Here is a 22,757-nt window from a genome sequence, read left to right as displayed (position 1 = left end):
GGCATCGTTTGAAAAACAAAGCGTGGTTTTCAAGGCTGAAACAGTGGAGTTTATACGGCTTCATCACGCTCATTCTGACCATCACTCTTGCCGTATTTGCTATCATTACTTATACCAGTGACAGTTCGAAAAACAATGGCCGCCGTATTTTCGAAAGCTCCATCTGGAACGCATTACAACTTCAAGTACAATCTTACCGTTTTATTAATTATCTCATCTTGCTGGAGGAAGAAGATCACCCTCTTGACGGTAAAGCGTATTTCGAATTCGATCTGCTGATGAGCCGCGTTGATCTTCTGAGAGTCGGTGAAGTGGGTGATCTGATTCGTACCTTTGAAAACGGTCGCACCTCTAGGTTATTGAACATCATCAATGGCGAGCTTGAACTGCTGAGTTTTCATTTATCCAAAATTGAAAGTGGCGATCTTGCTTATTTGCCCAGTCTCTTAGAGCGTCTGCAAAGTTTAGACGATCAAATCAATGAATTTATCACCCTAGTCAACAAGGGTAGCAATGAATTCATCACCGCTCAAAATGATCGGTTACAAAGTAATCTAAATATCATTCAAGTGCTTTCCATTGTGCTCTTGACCTTGTTGCTATGCTTATGCTTTTTCACCATTAAGGTCTTTATCGAACTAAAAGCGACTTTTCAACGACATAGCAAACTGCAAGCAAGCATTCAAGCGGTGCATGAAGACAAAGCCGATATGCTTTCTTTCATCACGCAAGAAATACGTTCGCCAGCTAGCGCTATTTTAGGCGTCGCTCATTCACTAAAAAACACCTCCTCTCATCAAGAAGCCAAGGCTCTATCGAAGCATGTTGAGGAGTCTGGTCAGCAGCTATTACAAACCGTAGAAATGCTATCTGACTTGGCTTTAATTGATGCTAAAAAACTCGATATTACGCCAACGACCGAATTTTTACAGAATCAAATAGAACGCTGTATGTGGTTGTTTGAGCCACAACTAACGCGCAAAAGCCTGTATAGCGTGGTGTATATCGATCCGTTGTTACCGAAGTTTATATCATTGGATTTCAATAGAATCAGGGTCATCATCACCGCACTACTGCAAAATGCCATTGCCCACACACCATCTGGCAGTATTAGTTTACAAATCCGACCATCGAGCTTAGTCATAACACCGGATCCTCTTCAGGAGGGCCAGGGCACCACTCGCATGTTCCAAATCGCCATCAGAGACACTGGACTGGGTATGTCCGATCAATTACAGCAAAGCTTAAGAATTAACCCCGCTTTGCCAATGCAGCAAGAAGGCCCCTTGCCAAGCGCCGTTGGCTTAAGTTTGGCGTTGTGCCACAAGCTGGTGTACTTCCTTGAGGGGCAAATGCATTTTTCTTGCGCATCACAAACAGGCTGTGAGTTTTGGGTGGACCTTCCCTATCAGGAAGCAAACCAAGCACCAGCGGAAAAATCCCCCCGTTTTCAGTGTTCACCACAAAAGCACGCCTTGATCATTGAAACCGATACGCATTTAGCCAAAATGATTGGGTTGCAACTGGCGAGCTTCAACATTCACGCTTCTTTATCAAAAGAGGGCTATCTTCACGAGAACAAAGAATACGATCTGATTATTCTGGGCAATACACCACACTTTGATCGCGACGGTAAGGAAGCCTTGCAACAATGGAAAAGTGTCTCATGCGCTGTGCTGAGCTACCATCCTAAGGCAATCAACACCATTGGCTACTCCGTAATGCCATTGTCGTTTCCACTCACACAAAGCCAGCTAGAGCCGCTACTAAGAACCTTATTCACTGTCCCGACAATACCTAAAACGACCAATACCTAAAACGACCAATTACAGTCCGTCGCTGCAATAAAAGTCGCCACAAAAGCAGCTAACCCCACTTGGTCTATCTCTGTAAATCGCCCTACTTTTGGGCTGTCCATATCAAACACGGCCACCAGCTTGCCATCCACTACCACCGGTAATACCAACTCAGAGGCCGAAGCAGCATCGCAAGCAATGTGGCCATCAAATGCATGAACATTCTTGATACGTTGAATTTGTAGACTTTCCGCCGCTTTACCACACACCCCCTTACCAAATGGAATACGCGTACAAGCCACTTTGCCGACATAAGGCCCTAATACCAGTTCATTATCACGTGCGAAATAAAACCCAGACCAATTCAAATCTTCCACTGTTTGCATCACAAAAGCAGAAAATTGCGCGGCATTGCAGATAAGGTCGCGTTCGCCACTTAGCAAGGCCGCTAATTGGGCGTTAAGGTCATGATAGCGCTCATCAGGTGAACAAGTAGGGGCAAGGTCTAGAGTAAACATAGCGGGTAACGCCTCATCGAAAAGGAAACGATGATAGCAAAGTCAGCCGAATAGCCCACCCGTAAAGACGTTTTTTACGTGAAATAAACAGGCCGTCGATTGAGGAAGCAGAAATCAGTATGGCAAAAAGTAACATCGGCTTCTTGACTGATCTGATCAGCCAAGAAGCCTAAGCACATGATCTATTTGGGTTTATAGTCGGCCGTAAGGTCGTTGAGACTCACGTGACGAACATCAACGCCCTTGATCATGAAGATCAAATGTTGACAAGTATGACGCGCATGGTCACCAATACGTTCAAGAGAGCGAAGTACCCAGATCACGTTGATCACGCGTGAAATACTGCGTGGATCTTCCATCATATAGGTCACTAAAGAACGCATCGCCGTGTTGTATTCTTGGTCCACAGTACGGTCTTGTTTGGCGACTTTCACCGCCAACTCGATGTCTAAACGCGCATAGGCGTCAAGCGCATCATGCACCATTTTCGATACCATCTGACCGATACGGTTGATCTCAACGTAACCACGCGGAGACTCCCCTTCCGACACGAGATTCAGTGTGAGGTTGGCAATTTTTTTGGCTTCATCACCAATACGCTCCAATTCACTCACCGCTTTACTGATGGACAAAATCATGCGTAAGTCGGAAGCCGCTGGCTGACGCTTAGCCAAAATACGGCGACACTCTTCGTCGATTAAACCATCCAATTGGTTAACGGTAGTGTCTTGATCTTTGACGTCTTCGGCCAAAGAGCCGTTACTATCAAGCAGCGCCTGCACGGCATCTTGTACCTGACTTTCAACCACGCCACCCATGGTTAAAAAATGCTGACGCAGGGCTTCCAACTCGTTATTAAACTGCTGGGAGATATGATCCGTTGTTAATTCTTTCATAATGCGTCCTCCGCCTAGCCGTAGCGGCCCGTGATGTAGTCTTCTGTTTGTTGTTTGTCAGGGTTAGTAAACAAGGTATTAGTATCACCAAACTCCACCAAATCACCCAAATACATAAACGCTGTGTAATCCGACACCCGTGCCGCTTGCTGCATGTTGTGCGTCACAATGGCAATGGTGAACTCATTTTTTAATTCGTGAATCAATTCTTCAATTTTTAACGTCGAAATCGGGTCCAATGCCGAAGCAGGCTCATCCAACAAAAGTACTTCTGGCTTAACCGCTACCGTACGAGCAATGACCAAACGCTGCTGCTGACCGCCCGACATACCCAGAGCACTTTCGTGCAAACGGTCTTTCACCTCATCCCATAGTGCGGCAGAACGTAATGCCCACTCAACAGTTTCATCTAACAAGCGCTTTTTATTAATGCCTTGTATACGCAAGCCATAAGCCACGTTTTCGTAGATGCTTTTCGGGAATGGGTTAGGCTTTTGAAAAACCATGCCAACACGACGACGAAGCTCAGCGACATCCGTCCCTTTCGCGTAAATATTTTCATCATGAAGGTTGATTTCACCGGTGATTCGGCACGTATCCACCAAATCATTCATACGGTTAAAGCAGCGTAACAAGGTAGATTTACCGCAACCAGAAGGTCCGATAAACGCGGTTACTTTTTTCTCAGGGATGACCATATTCACCCCTTTCAGAGCCGCTTTGTCACCGTAATATAGGTGCAAATTGTTGACCGATAGACAAACCTTCTCGTCTTCGATACGCAAAGCTTGTTGGCTACGCTGCATTGATGAAATATCAATAGAATGTGTTTTTACGTTGCTCATAATAATCTCTTCTCCGCCGCTTACATTTCCAGCGATTTGTATTTTTCACGTAGATGGTTTCGAATCGTTACGGCTGAGAAATTCAGCAAGGCAATAACAATCACTAGCAATAAGGCTGTTGCGTACACAAGAGGTCGTGCCGCTTCGACATTTGGACTTTGGAAACCCACATCATAAATATGGAAGCCTAAGTGCATAAACTTTTGGTCTAGATGAATGTAGGGGTAATTGCCATCTAAAGGCAGTGACGGCGCTAATTTTACCACACCCACCAACATCAAAGGAGCCACTTCACCGGCCGCACGCGCTACCGCCAGGATAACCCCTGTCATGATAGCCGGACTCGCCATAGGCAGTACCACACGCCATAAGGTTTCCGCTTTCGTTGCGCCCAAGGCCAAACTGCCTTCACGGACGTTGCGAGGAATACGGGCCAAACCTTCTTCCGTAGCCACAATTACCACGGGTAAAGTCAGTAATGCCAATGTGACAGATGCCCACATCAAGCCACCGGTACCGAAGGTCGGAGATGGCAAGGCTTCAGGGAAGAACGCCTGATCGATGCTAGACCCTAAAAAGTAAATGAAGAAACCCAAACCAAAAACACCATAAACGATAGAAGGCACACCTGCTAAGTTATTCACAGCAATTCGTATGGTTCGAGTTAGCCAACCCTGTGAAGCGTATTCGCGAAGATAAACCGCGGCAACGACACCAAAAGGCGTTACCAAGATGGTCATCAAGAACACCATCATTACGGTACCGAAAATCGCTGGGAAAACCCCACCTTCGGTATTCGCTTCACGAGGTTCGTCAGACAAAAACTCCCACAATTTAACAAAATAGAAGCCAATCTTCTCACCCACACCCATTGCATTCGCACGGTAAGCGTGAACAATTTTCGCTACGCCAATTTCTTGCACAGAACCGTCCATCGCCTCAACCGTAAAGCTATCGCGGTTAATTTGCGCATATAAGTCGATCAGACTCTGTTGAAGCACCTTGTACTCTTCATCGTACTGACTACGCTCTACCGTAAGATCCGCTTCGGCCGCTGGCGTCAACTCACCTTTTAACTCAAGGCTGCGTTGCTTTAAGCGAATACGCTCAAGACCATAGTTAATTTTACCTATGTCTTTTTTCTCGATTTTCTTAATTTCTTGGTGGATTTTATCCGCACGTTCGATGCTCTTTTGGAACACTTCCCATGTCGCTAAAGCCGATTCGGTTGGTTCATAATCGGCTGTTTCAGCCACGATTTGACCATTTTCTTTTACCGATTTTAAGTAACCGTACAGATTACCCCACTCATGACGCTCCGCCGTAAACAGCATCTCCGGGCGTTTTGATTCGGTAACGTATTCATCCAGCACCCAACGGAAATCCGTACCGTACACATCACGGTTACCCGTTTTGATCAGCGTACGTTGCATGAGATCAAAATCACCTGGAATATTGATACCCGCTTCTCGTAACTGAGCCACAGGCACTTCCACACTTTCAACACGCTCACCTATTAATTTGTAAGCGGGTTGTCCTGGCAACTCGTAGCGCGCCTCGACCACATCGGCAGGCCAAAAATGCCCTAGACCACGCACGGCAATCAGCAATAACAATCCGACAACCATGATCACCGAAATTGCTACAGCACCGGCGTTTAGCCACACCCATGGATCACCAGATTTTACCCATTCGGATACGGATTTTTTCTTAACTTTCATTTGAGTACTCATTATAGCGACCCGTATTTTTTGCGTAGGTGCTGACGCACGACTTCAGCAATTGTGTTCACCATAAAGGTAAAGATAAAGAGCACAAATGCCGCGAGGAATAAGATACGATAATGCGAACTGCCCACCGCAGACTCAGGCACTTCTACCGCTAAGTTGGCGGCCAAAGTACGCATACCTTCAAAGATATTGAAGTCCATAATCGGTGTGTTACCTGTTGCCATCAGTACGATCATGGTTTCACCTACCGCTCGGCCCATACCTATCATCACCGCAGAAAAGATACCTGGGCTCGCTGTAGGCAAAACAACACGAGTCATGGTTTGCCAATAGGTCGCACCCAAAGCCAAAGAACCTTGAGTGAGTGACTTTGGCACACTAAAGATAGCGTCTTCAGTAATAGAGAAGATAGTAGGAATAACCGCAAAGCCCATAGCAAAACCCACAACCAAAGCATTACGCTGGTCAAAGGTGATACCAAGATCATTGGTAATCCAACCACGAATATTACCGTCAAAGAAATTCAGCTCTATAAAAGGGCTCAAAGCCAAACAGAACCAAGCAAGGAATACCACAACCGGAATAAGCACCAGCGGTTGCCAACCTTCAGGCACCAACCAGCGAATTTGCTGAGGCAAACGGGACCACAAATAAGCAAACAAAATAATGCCTACTGGAAGCACCACTAGAATGCTAAACGTCGCCGCCAAATTTTCTTCTAGGAAGGGCGCAAAGAAAAGACCTGCCAAGAAGCCCAGGATGACCGTTGGTAATGCTTCCATCAATTCGATAACAGGCTTGATTTTTCGACGTAGGGCAGGCGCCATAAAATACGCCGTATAAATCGCACCACAAATGGCCAGTGGTACTGCCATCAGCATGGCGTAGAACGCCGCTTTTAGAGTACCAAACGCCAACGGCGTCAAGCTGTATTTTGGTTCAAAGTCGTTGTTCGCTGCGGAAGATTGCCAAGTATAAGTAGGCTCTTGATAACCTTCATACCAGACTTTGCCCCAAATAGAAGACCAAGATACTTCAGGGTGTTCGTTGTCGACGAAAAAGTAATGCAGGCCCTTACTGTCTTCTAGCAGCAGACCGTTAGCACGAGGTAAGAAACTGATTAGGCTTGCTGTACCGTCTGTTAATTTTTCATCCACAACTTGACGTGTCGACGTCGCATTGTAAATTGCCACGATACCGCGATCGTCTAGTGTGGCAAAACCCTTACGACGATGTTCCATCGCAAGATTTACCAAAGGCGCGGGCTGTTTCACATCACGAATAAACGTTAGGTGTTCTTCATTCGTAGCATTGTCGCGCACATTAAACCACTGACTCACACGACCAGACGAATCCGCCACCATGATGGAAGATTGACCTAGTAGATAAGACATGGAGACAAGGTTGGCATCGTCCTCAAACAAAGAAAGCGTATTTTTGAGCGTCAAGCTATCAAAATCACGAAGATCAAACTCACTCAATAGGCCTTTACGAGTCGCCACGTACAAGTAACGCTGGTCGCCACTGACTAACACACTGACAATGTCTTCGACGAAAGGCAGAGGCTGACTTTGCTCGCTCAACTCCACTTCGCCAGTAATGAAGTTAACGTCTTTGGTCACCTTAGTAACGGCACTTTGCTGATCGCCCACCGCCACCAAGGTTAAACTGTCACTGCCATCACGAATGCTGAGCTTTTTAATGGCAAAGTCCGCAACATTAATCGGTTCTTGACCGTAGGGGTATTCAATCACTGGGGTTATTTTACGCACACCGTCTGGATAAGAGATACGGTAGTCGTGTTTCACAATTAAGGCTTTACCGTCACTGTAACCAAATGCCATCAGCTGACTGGTATCAGACTCAACCGCAAACGCGGTTACTTCTTCGGTACGCAGGTTATCAACTGTATCCATCACACTACCATCGGCAACCGAGAAGAAGACCACATGGCCTTGATTGGTTACTCGCATACCCACTTCTGATTGCTCTTCTGCTGTTAGATAAAGACTGTCGCCTTTTTCTTCAGCGGGTACCGCGTAACTGGCTCTGGATTCAATAGTAGCCCCAGAAAAGAGCGGTGCTACTTCGTAAAGTAAATAAAAGCAAATCAGCAATACAGCTAAGATTACGCTGTTGCCTCCAATGGCAATGCCCATACTAGCCGTACGGTCTTTTAGGGCGCGAATTTTTCGGTGACGCTTTAATGCTGGAGTATTAAAGTCCAGCTCAGGCATCCGATGGTCAGTTGATTTAGTCATCCGCATTCATCTTTTTTAGTGTGACGTTTTTGTGACAACCTACAAACTAGAGAAAAGCAGGAAAGCCTCTCGGCTCCCCTACTTTATGATTCTCATGTGTAAGCCCGCTACGATGCTGCTTAGTTAATACCTAAATCTTTCAGGTACTTGTTTGCAACCGTTGCTGGTAGAGGAACATAACCGTCTTTTACAACTACCTCTTGACCAACTTTAGACAAGACCATTTTAATGAACTCACGCTGTAGTGGTTCTAATGGCTTGTTTGGTGCTTTGTTTATATAAACGTAAAGGAAACGAGACAGTGGGTATTTGCCAGCCGCTGCGTTTTCTTTTGTTGCTCCAACAAAAGCATCACCTTCTCTTTTCGCAATAGGTAGAGCACGAACGGACGACGTTGTGTAACCAATGCCAGAATAACCAATACTATTCAGCGAAGTAGAAACAGACTGCACAACAGAAGCTGAACCAGGCTGCTCGTTTACGCTGTTCTTAAAGTCACCTTTATAAAGAGCGTTTTCTTTAAAGTAACCGTAAGTACCAGACACTGAGTTACGACCAAACAACTGAATATCGCGGTTTGACCAAGCGCCTGATAGGCCAGCTTTACCCCATTTGTCGATGTTTTCGCTGTGGCCACCTTTACGAGTAGAAGAGAAAATAGCATCAAGCTGAGGAAGAGATAAACCTTCGATTGGGTTATCTTTGTGTACGAAAACCGCTAGCGCATCAATCGCAACAGGAACCGCTGTTGGCGCGTAACCGTGTCTTTTTTCGAAAGCGGCGATTTCAGTGTCTTTAAAAGCGCGAGAAGAAGGACCAAAGTTAGACGTGCCTTCTGTTAGTGCTGGTGGCGCAGTAGAAGAGCCGGCGGCTTGGATCTGAATATTAACATTTGGGTATAGACGCTTGAATTCTTCCGCCCATAATGTCATCAAGTTAGCTAAAGTGTCCGAACCGATGCTTGAGATATTGCCCGAAACGCCACTTGCTTTGTTGTAAGAAATCAAATCCGCATCCACACTCGCAGAAGCGTTCAAAGAAACGCCTACTGCTGCTGTCATTGCTAAACCTGCAACTAATTTTTTCATCACATAAACCCCAGTGGTTATAGTCAAAAATTTATGAGCAAATGCCCATAGCTCGTTCGATGGTTTTCACTATAAGGGGGATATGTGACAAAAATGTTAAAGAATGAAATATTTTAAAAAAACGTTTTAAGGACGTTTTCAATTGAGTCGATTGTTATGATCAATCAAGACTCGACTGCAAAATGCGGTATGATCGAGACCATCACACTAAAAAAACAATAGGACAACATCATGAAAGCCATGCAAATACAGGACTACGGCCCAGCCACTGATCTAATGCTTGCCGACGCTCAGCAGCCCAGCATTAATGAAGACCAAATATTGGTTCAAGTCGGCGCGGCTGGAGTCAATCCCGTAGACACTTACATACGTTCTGGCATCAATAACTATACGGCTAGCCGCTTTCCTCATACGCCGGGTTCCGACGGAGCAGGCACTGTTGTGGCATTAGGCACCAAGGTCACTGGATTTGAAATTGGACAGCGAGTCTACTTCAGCCGCAACCTAACCGGCTCTTCGGCGGAATATACTGTTTGCGCGGCCACACACACCTATCTGCTAGCGGATGCCTTGTCGTTTGAAGAGGGCGCCTGCTTGGGCATCCCTTATACCACCGCACACCGTGCTTTGTTTGGTCGTGCTAACGCCAAAACCGGCGATAAGGTACTGGTTCACGGTGCAACCGGCGCAGTAGGCCTAGCCACTGTCCAGCTGGCATTGGCGGCAGGCATGGACGTTATCGCCAGCGCTGGCACAACAGCGGGCGCCGAGCTGCTCCGTCAGCAAGGGGTTACTCAGGTAATCATGCACAATGAAAGTGACCATCTTGCCCCTTTCCAAACACTCGACAAAGGCTTCGACATCATTATTGAAATGTTGGCTAACCATAATTTAGACCAAGATCTTAAAGCCCTCGCGTTTGGTGGCTGTGTGGCCGTGGTAGGTAATCGCGGCACAGTAGAAATTAACCCACGAGATTTAATGGCGCGCGATGCGTCTGTGGTCGGTGTGGCGCTGGCCAACACCAAGCCACATGAGCTCGCCTTAATCGCCAAAGCGTTACGACCCTTATTTGAAATGGGGGTATTAAAACCTGTGATTCGCCACAGCTATGCGCTTACTGAGTTGGCTCAAGCCCACGAAGACGTTCTAAAAAGCGGCGCGCTCGGTAATCTAGTGGTACGAATTAACGACTAACCTTTCCTTTTTTATAGCCTTTATAAGCCTCGCGGCAGCGTCCTTTTGGTGATTACCCGTCGGTGCCGCGAGAATCATTTGCAGAAAAGGCGCTATTAAAGCGCCAATAAGGCCGTTATACTTTTGCTTTAAAAAGCGTGTTCCAAGCAACACATCTTAACTAGGGCGCATTTTGACAAAGTCTGATTCCGATGTTTTCAGCCTGCCAAGTGAAGCGGACACCCACGAACATGACTATCACCAATTGGTGGTCGTCCTTGACGGAAATACCGACTTCGATATCCAAGGCAAAGGCAAACAACTGCATACCGGTGAAGGGTGTATCCTTCCATCGGAGAACAGTCACGCATTTGCAGGGCTTGGTGATAATCGCATCATGGTGGTGAATTTGCCGGTGCCGCCCCAAAAAGGCATTACTGATGAAGAATACGAAATTGTCTCTCGTTTATTCGACCAAGCCGCCTATTTTCAGCTTAACCCCCGTTTACAGATTCTGGCATCCGCTTTGTCGGGTGAATTACAGCAATATCCAAACGATACCATGCTAGCGCGCGCCTGTGGCAACACATTGCTCAGTGCTATTCGCCATCAGGTGAACAACAAGGACATTCGTACTCGCGGTAACCACCTAGATATCGACAAACTCGATCAATTTATTGAACTGAATTTGTCTCGTCGTGTGCACATAGACCAGCTGGCAAATTTCTGTTTTTTAAGTGTCAGCCAGTTCCATGAACGTTTTAAAGATCGTACCGGCATGACGCCACACCAATACCTGATGCGCAAACGTCTTGAGCGTGCACAAAGTTTGCTAGCAGAAGGCTTCCCCCCTATTCAAGTGGCCGAAATGTGTGGCTTTTCCAGCCAAAGTGCCATGACCAATATTTTTTCCCAAACACTTGGTATTACCCCCTTAAAATACCAAAAGCAATTCGGCGGACGCTAGCCTTAGCGTATTCTTGACGTATTTCTAGATGATTTTATTAACCTGCCTTTAACCGCCCCATTTCTGGGCGTTAGCGTCCTTTCCCCTCTCGTTCTGCACAAGAAAGCAACACGCCTCTATTTATTCTTAGCCAGTCGGACTTTCTTATAAAAAAAAACGATTTTTTCGAAAGACAACCCCTCGGTTCTGTCACTAAAGTGTCAATATTATCCAGACATGCATTTTTTTGATTTTGTAGACCAAAAAGTGGTCAAAAAAGCATTAGATGCTCTATAACACTATGCGGCCTTAGTAAAAAATCGGTCGATTTTTTATATTAACGCGGGAGAATCCAACCATGTTTAAAGCGATTGAGGTGTTACAACCTAACTTCATTCAGCGTCCACTCAATGAATTGTGGCAGCTCATTTCCCCTCTTTATAAGATGGATGAAGAGAAATGGTTAAAGGAATTACTGCCTTTAGCCAAACCCAGCGACGCAGAGTTAATAGAACACACGGAAGCGGCTTCTAAACTGATTACCGCCGTGCGTAAAGACGACGACAGCATGTCAATGATTGACGCTCTATTGCTTGAATACAGCCTAGACACCAAAGAAGGCATCTTGCTGATGTGCCTAGCAGAAGCTTTAATGCGCGTACCAGACAAAGAAACCGCGGATGCCTTTATCAAAGACCGCTTAAGCGTGGCGGACTGGGCGTCACATGCCAAAAATTCTGACTCGTTTTTTGTCAACGCATCCACATGGGGCCTATTACTCACCGGCAAAATTGTCACCATGGATGAGAAAAAAGACGGCACACCAGCGAACTTGGTTAACCGCATGGTAAACCGCGTTTCTGAGCCTGTGATTCGTAAAGCCATGAACCAAGCCATGAAAATCATGGGCCACCAGTTTGTGCTTGGTCGCAGCATCAAAGAAGCTCTATCACGCGGGAAAGACTATCGTGAAAAAGGCTACACCTATTCCTTTGATATGCTGGGTGAAGCCGCATTAACGGCACAAGACGCCGACAAATATTTGCGCTCCTATGAACAAGCCGTAGAAAGCGTGGGCAATGATAGCTTTAAAAAAGGTCACCGTCCGACGATTTCGATCAAACTCTCCGCGTTGCACCCACGCTATGAAGTCGGCTGCGAAGAGCGTGTGATGACAGAATTGTTTGCCAGCGTGAAAGGGTTGATTGCCAAAGCCCGCGCGCTTAACGTCGGTATTACCATTGATGCCGAAGAAGCAGACCGTTTAGAGCTGTCTTTGCACTTGTTTGAGAAACTCTACCACGATGACGTTACTCGCGGCTGGGGATCATTCGGTTTAGTGGTTCAAGCGTACTCAAAACGCGCTTTACCCGTCCTTGTTTGGTTAACCGCATTGGCAAAAGAGCAAGGTGATCGCATTCCTGTTCGTCTTGTCAAAGGCGCCTATTGGGATTCTGAAATCAAACTGTGTCAGCAACGTGGTGTAGAAGGCTATCCAGTTTACACACGCAAAGAATCCACTGACGTGTCTTATCTTGCTTGCGCTCACTTCCTTTTGAGTGAACACGCTCGTGCCAATATCTTTCCACAGTTTGCGAGCCATAACGCTCACACCATCGCAACGATTAATTGCATTGCTACGAAACTGGGTGCCACCACCCAAGAGTTCGAATTCCAACGTCTACACGGCATGGGCGACGCCCTTTATAACTGTTTAATCAAAAACAGCGACATTTGTGTGCGTATTTACGCGCCGGTTGGCAGCCATAAAGATCTGCTCCCTTACTTGGTTCGTCGTCTTCTTGAAAATGGTGCTAACAGCTCCTTTGTTCACCGCCTCATTGATGCCAGCTACCCAGTGTCTGAACTGGTTGACCATCCGGTTACCACATTGGAAAAACGCAAGTCCTTGGCAAACCCACATATTAACTTACCGTCTGGTTTGTTTGAGGATCGTAAAAATTCCTTCGGTCCTAATATTGAGATTGAATCCGACTGGACGCCCTTTAAAGCGCAAATCGACACCTTCATGGGACAAGACGTTCAATGGCGTGCTTTCCCGATTGTCGGAGGTGAAAAAGTCGCTACAGGTCACACCTACTCCATTAACAGTCCTTATGACCACAGCCAAACCGCTGGGCAAATCGATTGGGCTGACGCTGGCACAGTGACTAAAGCCATTGACCTTGCCGAAGCCGCTTTCCCAGCCTGGTCAGCACGCCCTGCATCAGAACGCGCTGATTGCCTAGACAAAATGGCCGATTTAATGGAAGAAAACTACCCTGAGCTGATGGCACTTTGCCACCGTGAAGCGGGTAAAACGATCCAAGACAGCATTGACGAAGTGCGAGAAGCGGTCGATTTCTGTCGCTACTACGCGCAACAAGCTCGTAGTCATTTTGCTAACCCAACGCACTACAAAGATTTCTTAGGCCAAGACAAACAAGCCAAGCTAAACGGCCGCGGCGTGTTCACCTGTATCAGCCCATGGAACTTCCCATTGGCCATTTTTACTGGCCAAGTAGTAGCTGCCCTTGTAGTCGGTAATACCGTCGTCGCAAAACCCGCTGAACAAACCAGCTTGATCGCATTCCGCGCGGTTGAAATGTTGCATCAGGCCGGTGTTCCTGCTGATGTGCTTCACTTGCTTCCAGGTGACGGTGCCACTGTTGGCGCGCCATTGACCAGCGACAAGCGCATTGCTGGCCTGGCTTTCACTGGTTCCACTGGCACCGCGCAATTAATCAACCGTACCCTAGGGGCGCGTGACGTGGCTCCTGTGCCCATTATCGCTGAAACAGGTGGCCAAAACGCCATGTTGGTTGACTCAACGTCTTTGCCAGAACAAGTGGTTCGAGATGCAGTACGCTCAGCCTTCGCTTCTGCGGGACAGCGTTGTTCAGCTCTGCGTGTGCTATTCGTTCAAGAAGACATCGCTGATCGCGTCATTCCTATGATCAAAGGCGCCATGGCAGAGCAAAGCGTTGGCTTACCGTATCTGCACAGCACAGACGTTGGCCCTGTGATTGATAAAAAAGCCCAAAAAATGCTGCTTGATCACATTGAGCACATGAAAGTAGAAGGAAAATTAATCGGCCAAACTGCGCTGCCTGATTTTGCTGAAAACGGCACCTTCGTCGCACCAACTGCCTTTGAAATTGCCAGCATTGATCAGCTTACGGATGAAAAATTTGGTCCTATCATGCACGTTGTACGCTACAAAGCGCGCGATCTCGATAAGATCATAGACACCATCAATAATTCTGGTTTTGGTCTAACACTTGGGGTTCATAGCCGAAACGAAACCACCTGTGCACGCATTGCTAGCCGTGCAAGAGTCGGTAACCTTTACATCAACCGCGACCAAGTGGGTGCTGTGGTAGGCGTTCAGCCTTTCGGCGGACAAGGGTTATCCGGCACAGGACCAAAAGCCGGTGGTCCACACTATTTGCAACGCTTCGCTATCGAGCAAGACCTTTAAGGGGAGACATTACTATGACAATCGTACAACCTATCCAAATTCAGGTCGCTCAGAAAGTGTTTGAAGCGTGGGACAAAATAGGCGTCCACGGACGCGCGGATAAACTGTTACAAAGCCTCAACGCTTTCCAAAGCGACGAGAAAAAAATGGCCGTTTGGCAAATTGAAAACGCCAAAGCCAGCATCGCTGAAAAGCGCGTAATGCCAGGGCCAACTGGAGAGCGCAACGAGCTATCGACACAAGGTCGTGGTCCTTTCTTATGCATCAGCGCCCTAGAAGGTCGTCACGCTAAAATTGGTCTAGTGGGTCAGGTATTTGCCGCACTGATTGCCGGCAACCCTGTTATTACCGTAGGGCCCATCGGACAAGAAATCATGGATATGATTTCCCCCTTCGTTCCCGAAGGCGTGGTGCAAAACATTGCTGAGTCGGCACAAGATTCTTTAGTGGATGCCGACCACCTTGCAGGTGTTGCCACCCTATGCGACGCGGCACAAGCTCAACAACTGAGCCAACGCCTAGCGGCGAAAAGTGGGCTTATTTGCCAACTTATCGAAGAAACGGACGCGGAAAAACTCAGCGTTATTGCCAAACCGCATTACATACTGCGATTTGTCACCGAACGCACCGTGTCTAACAACACCACCGCTATCGGCGGTAACGCTACCTTGCTTGAACTGGGCAGTAAGAGCGACTAACATCCGCTCAATCTCAGAATAAAAAAAGCCCTTCTCTGATAAAGAAGGGCTTTTTCGTGTCTATATCAGAAAGCATTACATTATGGCGCAGTGTAATTCCACGACATGCGCTGACCACTTTCTGCTGAAAACTCCGCCAAGCACAAACCATACACCAATTGACACGCTTGCGTCATCGACACTGGCGCCTCGCCTTTACCAAGAATCGCATCGCGCAATTGTCCATAAAACGCGGCGTATTCTCCTTGGGTCGATGCCTCTTGAATCAACACAATCGTATCTTGAGAATGCGCCACAAAGCGCGTGTTACGCTGCTGAGCGGCTTGAGAAGGAAAACCGTCCTGCCAAGGCATCTGCCCCGCACGCAGTGCTTCTTCTTGTGGATCTAAACCCACACACTGCCAACTGCCTTTCGTAAATCGTGCATTAAACCGACGCATGTCACCCGCTTCAAACGGTGTTGATGCTAAACGAATGCGTTTATCATCGTAGCCCAGCTCAACCTCAAACCAATCGTGAGCCTGACCGCCCTCTCGCAACGTATCAATACTGGCGTGAAGCCACTTCGGCGGACCAAACAAACACAATGCCTGATCAAAAATATGCGGCCCTAAATCCCAAAAAATCCCCGTGCCAACACCAGGCTCTTCACGCCAGCGAGCTTGTGCCGTGGGACGAAAGCGATCAAAGCGCGAATCCAAATGCTTCAACTCGCCCAACTCACCACGATCAATCAGTCCTTTAAGACGCAAAAAATCCCCATCAAAACGACGATTCTGGTAAACACAAAACACCAAGCCTTTTTGCTTTGCTAGGGTACACAAGGCTTCTATCTGAGATAATTTGGTCACAGAGGGCTTTTCTAACAACACATGCTTACCGTTTTCCAACGCCAGCTTTGCCTGATCAAAATGCAAGGCATTCGGCGTCGTAATCACCACCAAATCCACATCAGACGCCGCAAATACAGCCTCAGCCGATGACACCACCGACGCCTCAGGAAACAACGCCCTCACCTCATCCGCTTTAGAACTGCAAACATACGCCAACGTCATGTCAGGATCATTCACCACAAACGGCGCATGAAACACCCGCCCAGACAAACCAAAACCCACCAACCCCACACGAATCGCCATGCTACACTCCTTTTCAAACTAAATACTTACAACTCTAAACAGTTTACATCTAATTGAAAAAAATTGCTTAGATTATCTAACCGCCTGATTTGCACTGACGCGCTTTGCTTGAAGGGCAAACGCAAAAGTGACAAAAGTAAGCTGAATCTTAATTCCTGCTGACGCGCTGAGCTGCGATGCATACACAAAGAAGTACTCTATTAGGTTATCTCGTTGTTTGATTTGCGCTGACGCGCTGAGCCTGCGAAGCAGGCGCAAGCAAATCAAATAACGAGATATTCCATCTACACCAAAGCTACAAAACTTCCAGTTTAGCAAACGACAACACCAGCCATTTAGTGCCTTCGTCGTCGAAGTTGACCTGTACTCGTGCTTGTGGGCCTTGGCCTTCGTAGTTGATCACCAAGCCTTCACCAAACACAGGATGATTCACTCGATCGCCCATATTCACCGTGACTTCTGGCGCCTTGTAAGCGTTTAATAAACTGCTGTTTTGCAATTTATTCTTTTCAGACTGGTAGTCTGGACGCTGCAACGACACAGGGCGACTGACTTGTGAACGCAGACGCACTTCCTCCAAACACTGCGGTGGGATTTCTTTAATAAAACGAGAGGGGCTATTAAACGACTCACTGCCAAACAAACGACGGGATTCCGCATAAGTGATATAAAGCTTTTCCATAGCTCGGGTAATGCCCACATAACAAAGGCGTCGCTCTTCCTCTAGGCGTCCTGGTTCTTCAAACGACATCTTGCTCGGAAACAGGTTCTCTTCCACGCCGGTTAAGAATACCAATGGGAATTCAAGACCTTTCGCCGAATGCAAGGTCATCAGCTGCACCGCGTCTTGATATTCATCCGCTTGTGCATCGCCCGCGTCTAATACCGCTTTATCCAAAAACGCCATCAGCGGAGAACTAAACTCTTCGTCCTCATCGTTCCAACTGAACCCTCCTGCAGCCCCCACCAATTCTTTTAAGTTTTCAATCCGCGCTTCGCCCTTCTCGCCTTTCTCCTTTTCATGGAACGGAATCAAACCGGCTTCCTCAATGATTTGCTCAAAAATGTCGTTCAGGTTCAAATCGGGTTGCTGGACTGTCGTACTCAAACCCTCAATAAGATGCAAAAACGCCTTGATCGCGTTGGTCGCGCGGCCCGGCATCAAGGACTGACGCACGACCTCTTGCGCGGCTTGCCACATAGAACAGCCGTTATCACGAGCGATTTCTCGCAAGGTTCCAATGCTACGTTCACCAATACCACGAGGCGGAACGTTAATAACTCGCTCCATCGCACCATCGTCATTCGGATCCAACGCCAAACGTGCATAGGCCAAGGCATTTTTGATTTCAAGACGGTCGTAGAATCTATGCCCACCATAAATCCGATAAGCAATCTGTTCCCTAACCAAGCACTCCTCAATCACCCGTGACTGAGCATTGGAGCGATACAGAATCGCCATGTCCGACAACGCCGTCCCCTTGTCACGCCATTGTTTGATAATGCCAAGAATAAAACGCGCTTCGTCTTGTTCATTAAAGCCAGCATAAAGAGAAATAGGCTCGCCTTCGCCACTGTCGGTCCAAAGCTCCTTACCAAGACGATCATCGTTGTGCTTAATCAAGCCATTCGCCGCATTCAAGATGTGCCCCGTAGAACGGTAGTTTTGCTCCAAGCGTATGGTTTGCACGTCTTTAAAATGCTTACTGAAGTGGTGAATGTTTTCGATTTTGGCCCCACGCCAGCCATAAATAGACTGATCGTCGTCGCCAACCGCGGTAATCGTGCCCTGATCACCCACCATAATACGCAACCAAGCATACTGAATGGTATTGGTGTCTTGAAACTCGTCCACCAGCACGTGGCGAAAACGCTCTTGATAGTGACGCAGCAAAGCTGGCGTGCTGAGCATCAGCTCATGAGCGCGCAATAGCAACTCGCCGAAGTCCAATAATCCACCACGCTCACAGGCTTCTTCGTAATGGTAGTACAGCTCGCGCATGCCTTTGGAGAAAGGATCATGGCTGTCAGGCACATGAGCGGCGCGACGACCTTCGTCTTTTTGTGCATTGATAAACCAAGAGACTTGCTTAGGAGGCCAGCGAGTGTCATCGATACTAAGCTCACGCATAATACGCTTAATTAAACGTAGCTGATCATCACTGTCCATGATTTGGAAGTTTTCTTTCAATCCAGCATCACGCCAATGGGCACGTAATAATCGATGCGCTAAACCGTGGAAAGTACCCACCCACATACCTTGTGGAGGAACGCCCACCAGCTGTTCGATACGACCCTGCATCTCGCGAGCGGCTTTATTGGTGAAGGTCACGGCCATCAGGCTGTAAGGTGATAGCTCGTAAGCGTGCATTAGCCAAGCGATACGATGGACCAAAACACGGGTCTTACCCGACCCAGCTCCAGCCAACACAAGGCTATTTTGTAAGGGAGCGCCAACGGCTTCCCGTTGCTTGTCATTCAATGAGTCGAGGATAAAAGAAACGTCCATAGATTCCGCCGTGGTTAATTAATATTTTTGTCATAACAAACGCGTAAAAATAAGTTGATTTTTAATCGATTTGCGTTTTTTATTAACGTGAAAATGAGTTGTCCGTCTATTTTGACTTTTTTCAACTGTCGATGACAGTGATCTATGCATTTCAATGTCATCGAACGTCCAGAAGGGTATAACGATGAGTAATTTTGCTGAAACACTAACTGAAGTAAAAACCGACATCATGCACGCCTCTATTAGTTTGGATAATGAAACAAAGGAGCGAAGCCAAAAGGAAGATGCCGCACGTATGTTAAAAGCCCGACGCGCCATTGAACAACATTTGGAACAGAAACGTTTAGATCGCGTTATTGCCAATGGCTGGGACGATTAACATTCCCTAGCAAGTACCAACGACAGACAGCGAGACCTAACAGCATGCTGGGTCACGCTTGCTCGTGTTTAATACATCATCGCGGCCCAGTGAGTTACACAAGCCTACTTTGACCGAACGTGCTCATGCTCAGTAAAGTCTTTTCCTAAAAATTCTAAAACAATGACATTTGTCTATTCTTTGTGCCGTTTTGGCTCAAATTATAGCGGTTACCCACGTCATGGAGTACCATAGCGCCTGATTTTGATATCTTTTAATCCATAATAAAAAAGAAAATAACCCTCTTGGGGAGTTACCATGTTTGAACATATCCAAGCTGCTCCTGCAGACCCAATTCTTGGCCTGAATGACGCTTACAGAAATGATCCAAATCCACATAAAATCAACCTAGGGGTTGGTGTTTATAAGGACGAACAAGGCAATACACCTATTTTAAAAGCCGTTAAACAAGCAGAAGAACGTTTGTTGGCCCAAGAAATCACCAAAAACTACCTTAGCATCGAAGGCGCTCCTGCTTACCGATCGGCTGTGCAAACGCTTTTGTTTGGTAAAGATCATCCCATTATTACCAAACAGCTTGCTCAAACGGCTCATACACCAGGCGGTACAGGCGCGTTGCGCGTCGCAGCAGAATTCATTAAAAAACACTTACCAGAAGCGACGATTTGGGTCAGTAACCCAACGTGGGCCAACCATCAGTCGGTTTTTCAATCTGTTGGTTTAGAAGTCGGCAGTTATGCCTATTACAATGCAGACAATAAATCCCTCGATTTTGAAGCGGTTCTCGCCAGCTTGTCACAGGTGCCTGAAGGGGACGTTGTGTTGTTTCATGGCTGCTGCCACAATCCAACCGGCATAGACCCAACCCCTGAGCAGTGGTATCAATTGGCTAAGCTTTGCAGCAAACAAGGCTTTTTGCCCTTGTTTGATTTCGCGTATCAAGGGTTTGGCCAAGGCTTAACCGAAGACGCACACGGCTTGCGCAAGTTTTTAGAGTACGTACCAGAAATGCTCATCGCCAGTTCATTTTCAAAGAACTTTGGCCTTTACAACGAACGTGTTGGTGCCTTGACTATTTTGTGTGAAACGGCTGAACAAGCCGAAACCACGTTTACACAAATCAAACGCTGTATCCGCACCAATTATTCCAACCCGCCTTCCCATGGCTCCGCCGTCGTCGCAGAAATTCTCAATGATGCGGAATTATATGCATTGTGGGAGAGCGAATTAAAAGCCATGCGGACTCGTATTCATGAAATGCGCAGCCTATTTGTGAACACGTTACGAGCAAAAGGCGTCAGCCAAGATTTCTCGTTTATCTCACATCAACAAGGCATGTTTTCTTTTTCTGGGCTAACACCGGATCAAGTGGCTCAATTACGCAAAGAATACGGCATCTACATTGTTGGCTCAGGACGCATTAGTGTGGCGGGTATGACCCACGATAACATGGGCCCACTTTGTGATGCGATTGCCGCGATTTTAAAGGGCTAAGCTCACATTTACTCGCCTTATTTACTCACCTTAGTGTGACGCAATAAAAACGGCTCCAACAAGTATGTTGAAGCCGTTTTTTTGGTAACTGGAGCGAGTATTTACTCAGTGCTCAATGGCGCTCAATTAACCAAAATCGTGATTGATTAAATCCAGCATGGGGTTGTAAAGCGGCTCCGTGGTTGCGCTCTGAGGTTTGCTCTCCGTCACCCTAGAATCTGGTGATGCAAGATCACTTTCGATGGCCTCAACCATCTCCGTCTTGTCGTCTTGATCATCTGCCTGTGCCTGATCTGACAGATCATCCGTCGCGGCCTCATCCGTTACTAGAGCATCAACGGCCAAATGCTCTGCCAAGGCTTTTGCTAACGGCTCAACATCATCAAGCGTCACATTCACCGCCAACCAATGGTCTGCGTCGGCTTCGTGACTGACCAGAGCCCCTGGCACGATCGCATGACGAAAGCTGGCCAATAACGCCGTCAAACGCGTCGAAGGTAATGGTGTAGACAAATACATCCACAAAGATAACCCTCCTTTGCTGGCAACAAAGCTCACGTGGTGACCAAGACGTGCTTCTAAATGCGCTTTAATGCGCTCAGCGTTCGCCCATACGTCTCGCGCACGCCGTGTTAGGGAACGCTTGCTATCTGACTGTAGAGCATCGCTTAACGCTTGCTGTTGGCCGTCATTCAGCGCCATGTCGGCACTTAAAAACGCGCCCTCTAATAACGCCTGATGTCGCCCCGGTACACACCAGCTGGCAGAACGACCCGCTTCTTTCGATTCCACGCCACCGATGTAAACAATATGATCTGAGGAATCCAGCGATTTGTAAGTCATAACAGAGCCAGCACGATAAGCAAGGTGTGAGCATAAATCCCACTCAATCACTGGTAGCTTAGTTTCTTCAATAATCGCCAACCAACGACGCAGGCTTAAGTTGCTGATTAGTTGCCCTGCAGGAAAAGAGAATTGACCAGGCAAGACAATCAAACGTACTGGCTTATCACGCAAACAACGCACGACCAAATCTAGATCGACACCCCGTTCTCCCGCGCTTAAAGTCACCACTTGGCGTCCTAAACTTTGCAATGTGGAAGTGATTCTCGGGTCACACGGTGTTAATACCAACACGATATCGCCACGCTGCGTCAAGGTTTGCACACTCTGAGTGAACATCACCAAAGGAGAGTGTCCCAACCAGAGGTGTGAGGCGTGCGTTTTGATGCCCAAACCTCTTAAATAGGTACTGACGGCCTCGCGTACCGCTAGATGACCTTTGCCTAATACAGGCAAAGGAGCTTCTTCTTGACGGACGTTGGGAAGCAGTAAGGTATCACCTTGATCCACCAACGCCACATGATGGGCCAGACACGACCATGCGGGCTTAGTACCAGCCTGGGCTAATTCCTGCAATGTATCCCCTGCAAGGAAAAGCGCCGCTTTGGTTTCGCTACGGTGACACACAAAATAGCCTGATTTAGGGCGAGATTCGATCCAGCCCTCTTCGCTCAATAACTCATATCCATGAATAACGGTATTTAAGCTCAAGCCCAATTGTTTTGATAATGTTCGTAGAGATGGCATACGGTCACCAGGAGAAATGGCTTCTTGCGACATTTGCTCCAAAAACCAGTCTACGACCCCTTTATATAAAAAATCCGCCACGCTTTTGTACCTTTTCTAGGGTAGGTGTTTAAATCTGTATTCAATCATTGTTGTTACACCCAAAAAACGCAAGTAAAACCCCTTATTTTCCGTTTTTAGTTTTTCTATTTTGATTTCTCTATTTTGGCGCGAA

16 protein-coding genes are annotated in these 22,757 nt (G+C 47.2%); 7 read left to right on the top strand and 9 right to left on the bottom strand.

Annotation, left to right across the window (positions count from 1 at the left end; all coding sequences use genetic code 11):
• The first annotated feature begins 8 nt into the window (after window positions 1-8).
• On the top strand, window positions 9-1,817 hold the full coding sequence (locus EBI00_RS07505; RefSeq protein ID WP_123095292.1) for a sensor histidine kinase: 1,809 nt from the start codon (window positions 9-11) through the stop codon (window positions 1,815-1,817).
• On the opposite strand, the gene EBI00_RS07500 is transcribed toward EBI00_RS07505, so the two are convergent.
• From EBI00_RS07500 to EBI00_RS07475, 6 genes are all read right to left on the bottom strand, one after another.
• Window positions 1,814-2,314, bottom strand: coding sequence for a GAF domain-containing protein (locus EBI00_RS07500; RefSeq protein ID WP_123095291.1), 501 nt, complete (start codon window positions 2,312-2,314; stop codon window positions 1,814-1,816). The genes EBI00_RS07505 and EBI00_RS07500 overlap by 4 nt on opposite strands.
• Window positions 2,315-2,496: 182 nt before the next feature.
• Window positions 2,497-3,210: a phosphate signaling complex protein PhoU gene (gene phoU, locus EBI00_RS07495; protein WP_123095290.1), complete on the bottom strand. Its 714-nt coding sequence runs from the start codon at window positions 3,208-3,210 to the stop codon at window positions 2,497-2,499.
• A 14-nt stretch (window positions 3,211-3,224) separates the two neighbouring features.
• On the bottom strand, window positions 3,225-4,055 hold the full coding sequence (gene pstB, locus EBI00_RS07490; protein WP_123095289.1) for a phosphate ABC transporter ATP-binding protein PstB: 831 nt from the start codon (window positions 4,053-4,055) through the stop codon (window positions 3,225-3,227).
• 20 nt (window positions 4,056-4,075) lie between these two features.
• Entirely contained in the window at window positions 4,076-5,776 is a 1,701-nt protein-coding gene (gene pstA / locus EBI00_RS07485; RefSeq protein ID WP_123095288.1) for a phosphate ABC transporter permease PstA, read from the bottom strand.
• Between the two features lie 11 nt (window positions 5,777-5,787).
• The gene (locus tag EBI00_RS07480) at window positions 5,788-8,046 is read right to left on the bottom strand and encodes an ABC transporter permease subunit (RefSeq protein WP_123095287.1); all 2,259 of its coding nucleotides are present in this window, start codon (window positions 8,044-8,046) and stop codon (window positions 5,788-5,790) included.
• 119 nt (window positions 8,047-8,165) lie between these two features.
• The gene (locus tag EBI00_RS07475) at window positions 8,166-9,134 is read right to left on the bottom strand and encodes a PstS family phosphate ABC transporter substrate-binding protein (protein WP_123095286.1); all 969 of its coding nucleotides are present in this window, start codon (window positions 9,132-9,134) and stop codon (window positions 8,166-8,168) included.
• Window positions 9,135-9,365: 231 nt separating this feature from the next.
• On the opposite strand from EBI00_RS07475, the gene EBI00_RS07470 reads away from it, so the two are divergent.
• The 4 genes from EBI00_RS07470 (at window position 9,366) to EBI00_RS07455 (ending at window position 15,435) form a co-directional block, all read left to right on the top strand.
• On the top strand, window positions 9,366-10,331 hold the full coding sequence (locus EBI00_RS07470) for an NADPH:quinone reductase (RefSeq protein ID WP_123095285.1): 966 nt from the start codon (window positions 9,366-9,368) through the stop codon (window positions 10,329-10,331).
• A gap of 172 nt (window positions 10,332-10,503) precedes the next feature.
• Window positions 10,504-11,277 carry a helix-turn-helix domain-containing protein gene (locus EBI00_RS07465; RefSeq protein WP_123095284.1) on the top strand — a complete coding sequence of 258 codons (774 nt, stop codon included), beginning with the start codon at window positions 10,504-10,506 and terminating at the stop codon, window positions 11,275-11,277.
• Between the two features lie 337 nt (window positions 11,278-11,614).
• Window positions 11,615-14,737, top strand: a complete 3,123-nt coding sequence (gene putA, locus EBI00_RS07460) for a bifunctional proline dehydrogenase/L-glutamate gamma-semialdehyde dehydrogenase PutA (protein ID WP_123095283.1) — start codon at window positions 11,615-11,617, stop codon at window positions 14,735-14,737.
• A gap of 14 nt (window positions 14,738-14,751) precedes the next feature.
• Window positions 14,752-15,435: a 1-pyrroline-5-carboxylate dehydrogenase gene (locus EBI00_RS07455; RefSeq protein WP_123095282.1), complete on the top strand. Its 684-nt coding sequence runs from the start codon at window positions 14,752-14,754 to the stop codon at window positions 15,433-15,435.
• Window positions 15,436-15,515: 80 nt separating this feature from the next.
• On the opposite strand, the gene EBI00_RS07450 is transcribed toward EBI00_RS07455, so the two are convergent.
• Complete coding sequence (locus EBI00_RS07450; RefSeq protein WP_123095281.1) at window positions 15,516-16,571, bottom strand: Gfo/Idh/MocA family oxidoreductase; 1,056 nt, start codon at window positions 16,569-16,571, stop codon at window positions 15,516-15,518.
• Window positions 16,572-16,866: 295 nt separating this feature from the next.
• Window positions 16,867-19,080 (bottom strand): DNA helicase II, encoded by a 2,214-nt coding sequence (gene uvrD, locus EBI00_RS07445; RefSeq protein ID WP_123095280.1) that lies wholly within the window; start codon window positions 19,078-19,080, stop codon window positions 16,867-16,869.
• A gap of 184 nt (window positions 19,081-19,264) precedes the next feature.
• Here uvrD and EBI00_RS07440 point away from each other — a divergent pair, with 184 nt between their 5' ends.
• Together EBI00_RS07440 and EBI00_RS07435 are read left to right on the top strand one after the other, a co-directional pair.
• Window positions 19,265-19,459: a PA3496 family putative envelope integrity protein gene (locus tag EBI00_RS07440; RefSeq protein ID WP_123095279.1), complete on the top strand. Its 195-nt coding sequence runs from the start codon at window positions 19,265-19,267 to the stop codon at window positions 19,457-19,459.
• 297 nt (window positions 19,460-19,756) lie between these two features.
• The gene (locus EBI00_RS07435) at window positions 19,757-20,953 is read left to right on the top strand and encodes an amino acid aminotransferase (RefSeq protein WP_123095278.1); all 1,197 of its coding nucleotides are present in this window, start codon (window positions 19,757-19,759) and stop codon (window positions 20,951-20,953) included.
• A gap of 126 nt (window positions 20,954-21,079) precedes the next feature.
• Here EBI00_RS07435 and EBI00_RS07430 read toward each other — a convergent pair whose 3' ends face one another.
• Window positions 21,080-22,624, bottom strand: a complete 1,545-nt coding sequence (locus tag EBI00_RS07430; RefSeq protein WP_123095277.1) for a GntR family transcriptional regulator — start codon at window positions 22,622-22,624, stop codon at window positions 21,080-21,082.
• Between the last annotated feature and the right edge of the window lie 133 nt (window positions 22,625-22,757).

This window comes from Marinomonas hwangdonensis (assembly GCF_003721245.1).
In the GTDB taxonomy this organism is placed as follows: Bacteria; Pseudomonadota; Gammaproteobacteria; order Pseudomonadales; family Marinomonadaceae; genus Marinomonas; species Marinomonas hwangdonensis.
Note: the sequence above shows the minus strand (reverse complement) of the source record. Positions and strands in the feature narration are given on the sequence as shown.

Coding starts and splice junctions, on each gene's coding strand:
- EBI00_RS07500 (WP_123095291.1), bottom strand. CDS start 2,314: ATGTTTACTCTAGACCTTGCCCCTACTTGTTCACCTGATGAGCGCTAT.
- EBI00_RS07450 (WP_123095281.1), bottom strand. CDS start 16,571: ATGGCGATTCGTGTGGGGTTGGTGGGTTTTGGTTTGTCTGGGCGGGTG.
- uvrD (WP_123095280.1), bottom strand. CDS start 19,080: ATGGACGTTTCTTTTATCCTCGACTCATTGAATGACAAGCAACGGGAA.
- EBI00_RS07440 (WP_123095279.1), top strand. CDS start 19,265: ATGAGTAATTTTGCTGAAACACTAACTGAAGTAAAAACCGACATCATG.
- phoU (WP_123095290.1), bottom strand. CDS start 3,210: ATGAAAGAATTAACAACGGATCATATCTCCCAGCAGTTTAATAACGAG.
- putA (WP_123095283.1), top strand. CDS start 11,615: ATGTTTAAAGCGATTGAGGTGTTACAACCTAACTTCATTCAGCGTCCA.
- EBI00_RS07455 (WP_123095282.1), top strand. CDS start 14,752: ATGACAATCGTACAACCTATCCAAATTCAGGTCGCTCAGAAAGTGTTT.
- EBI00_RS07470 (WP_123095285.1), top strand. CDS start 9,366: ATGAAAGCCATGCAAATACAGGACTACGGCCCAGCCACTGATCTAATG.
- EBI00_RS07435 (WP_123095278.1), top strand. CDS start 19,757: ATGTTTGAACATATCCAAGCTGCTCCTGCAGACCCAATTCTTGGCCTG.
- EBI00_RS07475 (WP_123095286.1), bottom strand. CDS start 9,134: ATGAAAAAATTAGTTGCAGGTTTAGCAATGACAGCAGCAGTAGGCGTT.
- EBI00_RS07480 (WP_123095287.1), bottom strand. CDS start 8,046: ATGACTAAATCAACTGACCATCGGATGCCTGAGCTGGACTTTAATACT.
- pstA (WP_123095288.1), bottom strand. CDS start 5,776: ATGAAAGTTAAGAAAAAATCCGTATCCGAATGGGTAAAATCTGGTGAT.
- pstB (WP_123095289.1), bottom strand. CDS start 4,055: ATGAGCAACGTAAAAACACATTCTATTGATATTTCATCAATGCAGCGT.